Below are 5,285 nucleotides of genomic sequence, written 5' to 3'. Positions count from 1 at the left end.
ACTCCGCCACCGGCTGCGGGCCCGCGCGGAGGACCGGATCCGGGCCGCACGGGCAACCGGCCTGCGCAACCTGCCCCTCCACACCACAGCCCAGAACAAGATCTGGCTCGAGATCGTCCAGATCGCTCTCGACCTGCTGGCCTGGATGCCCATGCTCGCCCTCAACGGCACCGCCCGGCTCTGGGAACCCCGCCGACTGCGGTTCCGCCTCTTCTCCGCAGCCGCCCAACTCGTCACCACCGGCCGCCGCCGCATCCTCCGCCTCACCCGGCACTGGCCCTGGACCAACCTGATCACCGGCGCCCTGGAACGGCTCGCACTCCTACCCAACCCCGGATAACCAACGGTTCACCCGTCCCGACACCAGCACCACCCCGACCGGAACAGTGGAACCCGGCGCCCACCCGAGGCGACACACGGGCCCCCACCCTGCCCGGCCTCAGCCACGGACAGCGTGAGGGTCCGCCGACTCCGTCAGCGGACCCTCACGAAAGATCGAGGTTAGTGAGCGTTTGGTTCTCGCCGACGAGTCGCCTCCGATAGCCTCGTACTTGGCCTCGCCAGAGTGATCCACACCTCTCGTCCCAGGGAACGGAATTGGTGCACGCACGGGAAGAACACGCCGACAAGAACTCCGCGCGCAAGACACAGGCTCCGCCCAGGACAGCGGCGGGGCCCGAAGCCGTGAGGCGCGGGCCGATGACCCCCGCGATTGCCTTGGCACTTCAACGTTCCATCGGTAACCGGGCCGTCGCCCGCCTCGTCGACGAGGAGCAGCACTCCCATGGCCCCGGCTGTGGTCACGAAAGCGGGGACGCCCACCAGGCCTTACTCCTCGAGGAAGCCGGCAAATCCCCCAGCCGCTCGTTCCCGGACCCTCTCATCTCCGAGGCCAAGTCTTTCTACCGAAACGAGAACATCGGCGCCGCCCGACTCCACGACAACGCCGTGGCCCAGCGCGCCCTCGTCGCGATGGGTGCCGAGGCCATGACCATCGGCACCCGTGTCTTTGCCTCCCCCTCAGCCAGCACCAACAGAGAACTGATGGGCCATGAATTAAGCCACGTCGACAAGAACACGCGTGGCGTGACTGAGACGGGCCACAGGAACGGCCAGGTCACGGTGACCGATCCGAACCAGCCCTCCGAACGGACCGCGACAGCCGAGGGTTCCGCCTTCGCAGCGGGAGACCCGATCGCGCCGTCCGTTCTCGCCCAACGCGCCGTCGCGGGAGACAAGGTCCAGGACAGCGACCACCCGGTCCAGCGGACCTGCTCCGGCCCGGCCCCCGTTCAGCGCATGCCGGACGTCCCGAAGCCGAAGACGGCCCGGCAGCATGCGCTGAGCACCCACGAGGCCGTCAAGGAACACTGGAGCTATTCGTACGGCGCCGGTAACCAGGGCATCGGCCCCGAAGAAGCTGACAAGCGGTTCTCCCGCCCCTATCAGGGCGAAGAGGCGGCCCAGACCCTGTCACATCAGGCGTTCCTCGTCTACGACGCCCAGGCGGGCCTCCGGGAACAGGGAGACGAGAACGCAGAAGAGAGCGTGAACGAGCGCGAGATCCAGGGCATGCTCATCAACAACAGGCTCCTCTTCGCCTCGAACTTCAACGAGTCAATGGAGTTGTTCAGGGGCCACCAGACCGACGGCAAGGACGGTCGCGACGCCTATTCCGAGATCATCGGGATGGGTCAGAGCGACAAGGGCCGTGAGGGGAACCTCCCGAAGGCGGAAGCCCGTGAGTACGTCGAGAGGGTGGAGCGCGCCGGCAAAAAGACGAAAGAACTCTTCTCGAAGTCGAAGCCTCGCAACCCGACCGGCGACGCCACGGCCGACACACTGCGCAGGCGTCACGGCAAACCGGTGACGATCGTGGACATCAGCGACCCGCCGGAGCCCCTGCACAAACTACTGACCGACGAATCGTACATCGGGGCGATTTTCCTCATCACCTTCGGGGAGGAGAAGAAGCTGGTCCATGCGGAGCAGAAGCTGATGCTGGCCCTGCACCGGTCCGGCGTCACTCCCAAGGAAGTCACGGGCACCCACGCCATCATGGGCCGGTACCGGGGATGCCTCTGCTGCACGGCCGCATTGAGGTACTACCAGAGCAAGTTCACCGACCTGGAATTCGACCCGAACCCCGGCTTCTATTACTGGACGTCCCTGGCGAACCTGTACAAGCATCAAGCACACGTCGTACAGGACCCGAAGTTCCACGAATACATGATGGAGCTCGCCCAGGGACTGCCGAGTTCCTCCGCGCTGTCGCGCGTACGCCCCCCGGAGGACGCCGAGGACCGCCACGGCCCCCAGTTCACTGAATCCGCCGCGCTGGCGGCACGACGGGGGTACCGGACCGCGTCCGACACCGAGGGCGAGAGCTCCGACCATATGGACACGGACGACGAGTACAAGTCCAGGCCCCGCGCGTTCGACCTCACCTACGCGGAAGACTCCGCCGGGAAGCTCGGCAAAGGCTCGAAGACGCAGAACTCCCAGTCCCGGGCCCGCGCCACCCGCATCGTCAGCCCCGAGGGAAGGGAAGAAATTCAGGTCGCCTACCTCAACAACGATACGGAGGCAGAGACAAGTGCATACAAGAAATGGAGGGAGCAGGGGGCGAGCTATGCAGAGCTCAGGGACATCGTCATGGACGTCGATGTGTCCGGCAGGTCCGAGGACGCCGTTTACAGCCACGTCAACAGGTACGTGACGGGCAAGACCGGACACGAGAAGCGCGACAACACCGCAACCGGACGCGACGACATCAAGCGCCGGAGGACGGGCACCAAGACCGAGAAGAAGGGGTCGAACTCCAAGGGCACCGGGTGGAAGAAGATGACCCGAGGCTCGGACGACTGGGAAACCCTGCTGACCGAGGTGAAGGCTGACATCGTCTTCTACGGCGAGTGGCAGCGCAGGGAGAGCGATCCCGACCTCGGCGTCATCGCGTTCTCGAAGATGTCCCACGATCTCGCCCGGTTCGTCGCCGATCAACGCAGCACCTACACCGTCAGCTCGATGGCCGACCTGCTGCACATGCAGCAGAAGACGTTCCGTACCAACCTCGTCAAACAGTACGGGGAGGCCAGGTCGCCGCAGGCCACGGACGGCGACGGGGATGTCGTGATGGAGCCCGCCTAGCCCTCGCGCAGCCGTACGGGAGTGCCGGCCGGCTACGGGCCGAACGCGCCGCGGCATGCCGCGGCGAGGTCCTCGTCCAGCCAGCCCCGCCCCAGGTCGCACACGACGCCGGTGTCGAACTCGACAGCGGGCGGTGAGGGGCTGACGGGCCGCCGGTCAGGAACGGGGGCGGGCGGGACCGGCGAAGCCGGCGCCGGGGCCAACGGTGCGGGTGCGGCAGCGGGTTCCGTCGACGGAGCCCCGGGCGCGGGCACCGGCGGGGGCTGCTCGTCCGGCCCGGGCGCCGGGGCGGGGGCTTCCTCCAGGACGGGGGTGGTGTCCTCCTCGGGGGAAGGAACGGGGATGGCCGGCGCGGCGCCGCCTGCCGGACGCGGCGAACCACCCGTGGACGGCGGAGGCTGCACCGTGGTGCACGCGGTGAGCGCGGCTGCGATCAGCGCGAGGGACAGAGCGGCGGAACGGCGACACATCGGGTCATCCTCGCATCCGCGTTGAGCGGCCCGCCCCGTGGACGACGACGCGGGCGTCCGGCCGCGCCGTGCACCGGCGGCGGGCGGCCGTCCCGGGGCGGGCCGCCGGGCGCGAGGGGGGGGCCGGCCGCCCGCTCGGGGAACGTGCGCGGGACCCGTCGTGAAGCCGGCGATGGATCACTCACGAGCTGCGGCCCTGGTCGCCCCGACCCGGCGTGGCCGAGGGTGGGCGGTGCGCGGCAGACGGTGTCGGTGGCGGCGGACCGCTCAGCGCTCCGAGCGCAGGGTCCGGTAGCACCATCCGACCACGACGGCGTTCACGAGGGCGCCGAGCAGCATCGGTACGAACACCGAGGCGGGGTGTTCTCCCAGTCCCGGGACGACGAAGAGCCCCAGCGGCAAGCTGGCCAGCATCGGCCAGATCATGGCGAACGAGGCGTCACCGGGTGCGTGGGCGATGGTCGAGGAGATCGCCCAGACGAGCAGTGCGGCGAAGCCGCCGAGGTAGGTCAGGGCCGCGGGGGTGGTGAGCGCGGCACGGATCGTCCGGAGGAAGGACAGGCGCCCGGTGGCGCCGGGACTGCCGGGTGCGGAGGTGGTCACGAGGGCGGGCCTCTCTCGGAGGTGGAACACGTGGACGGCGGCGGACGTCGCCGTCGGACGGGTCACGTACGGTGCGGACCGGCGGGGCAGCCCGGTCCAGACGCGGGCCGGCGCAGCGGGCAAGGGCCGTGCGAACCGGAGGCGGTGGGCGCGGACGGCCGCATGCGTCCGGGTCCCGCAGGCCGAGCCCACGCGGCAAGGCGTCGAGGGCGCGGACGTCCGGGACGAAGGTGGTCGGTGCCGCGACGGTCACGGTCGGTCATCTCCGGCCCCGGTGCTGTCGGCGGCACGGTCGGGGACGACTGTCACGAGCGGCAGCCTCAGCTCGGCGGCACCGCCCCGCGCTGCGCGGTAGCTCCCGCGCAGCGCGACGGCGCACGCTTCCAGCTCCGCGCGGCGCTTCCCGCTCGCCGCCCCGGGCCCGGTGGCGCGCAGCACGAGCGTCTCCCGGTCCCGCAGGAAACTCAGCTCCACCGGACGGTCGCCGGCCGCCGACAGCAGTGTCTCGACGGCGCGGTAGGCCGCGAGGTCCACCGCAGGGGGCAGCTGCCGCAGGACGCCGTCTTCGGCGTGCACCCGCACGTGACGACCGGCGGCGCGGCTCTGACGCACCAGGAGATCCAGTGCGCTGAGCGTCGGTTGGGGTCGCCGCTCGGCGTACTCCGCAGTGGCGCCCTCCCGGTCCAGCAGGGCCCGCATCGCACCCAGCGCCTCCCGGGCCCGCTCTGCGGTCTCCACCAGACGGCCGTCCCGTGCCTCACCGACCATGGCCGCCGTCCGGGCCAGGACGGTGGTCTCCAACCCGTCGGTGATCCGGTTCCGTTCGGCCCACGCCTCCCGGACGGCCGCCCCGGTGACATCGGTGATGCGCGCCTCCCGCGCCTCGCGCGCCGCCCGCGCGCGTCGTCCGTGGCGGCGCCCCAGTGCCCAGGCCGCCGCCACCACCCCGGACGGGAGCACCACCGCGCCCAGGGTCCCCGGCACCCCCGGCGCGTCGGCCCGCACGACCAGCGCGAGACCGACCGCCGTCTGCACCGCGCCGGCGGCGGCAGCGGCCAGCGC

General features: G+C 70.4%; 3 protein-coding genes and 1 pseudogene. 2 read left to right on the top strand and 2 right to left on the bottom strand.

The window, feature by feature from the left end; genetic code table 11:
* Together HCJ92_RS21830 and HCJ92_RS24475 are read left to right on the top strand one after the other, a co-directional pair.
* The coding region (locus HCJ92_RS21830) for a transposase (protein ID WP_209311439.1) at window positions 1-340 on the top strand (340 nt) is incomplete at its 5' end.
* A gap of 359 nt (window positions 341-699) precedes the next feature.
* The gene (locus HCJ92_RS24475; protein WP_245241104.1) at window positions 700-3,150 is read left to right on the top strand and encodes an eCIS core domain-containing protein; all 2,451 of its coding nucleotides are present in this window, start codon (window positions 700-702) and stop codon (window positions 3,148-3,150) included.
* 737 nt (window positions 3,151-3,887) lie between these two features.
* Here HCJ92_RS24475 and HCJ92_RS21820 read toward each other — a convergent pair.
* Together HCJ92_RS21820 and HCJ92_RS21815 are read right to left on the bottom strand one after the other, a co-directional pair.
* Window positions 3,888-4,223 (bottom strand): SCO4225 family membrane protein, encoded by a 336-nt coding sequence (locus HCJ92_RS21820; protein WP_338054314.1) that lies wholly within the window; start codon window positions 4,221-4,223, stop codon window positions 3,888-3,890.
* 249 nt (window positions 4,224-4,472) lie between these two features.
* Window positions 4,473-5,285, bottom strand: a pseudogene (locus HCJ92_RS21815) (histidine kinase); the annotation flags it as partial.

It is taken from the genome of Streptomyces spiramenti (assembly GCF_012034385.1).
Taxonomy (GTDB): domain Bacteria; phylum Actinomycetota; class Actinomycetes; order Streptomycetales; family Streptomycetaceae; genus Streptomyces; species Streptomyces spiramenti.
The sequence above is the reverse complement of the archived record's forward strand: the minus strand, read 5'-3'. Positions and strand labels throughout refer to the sequence as shown.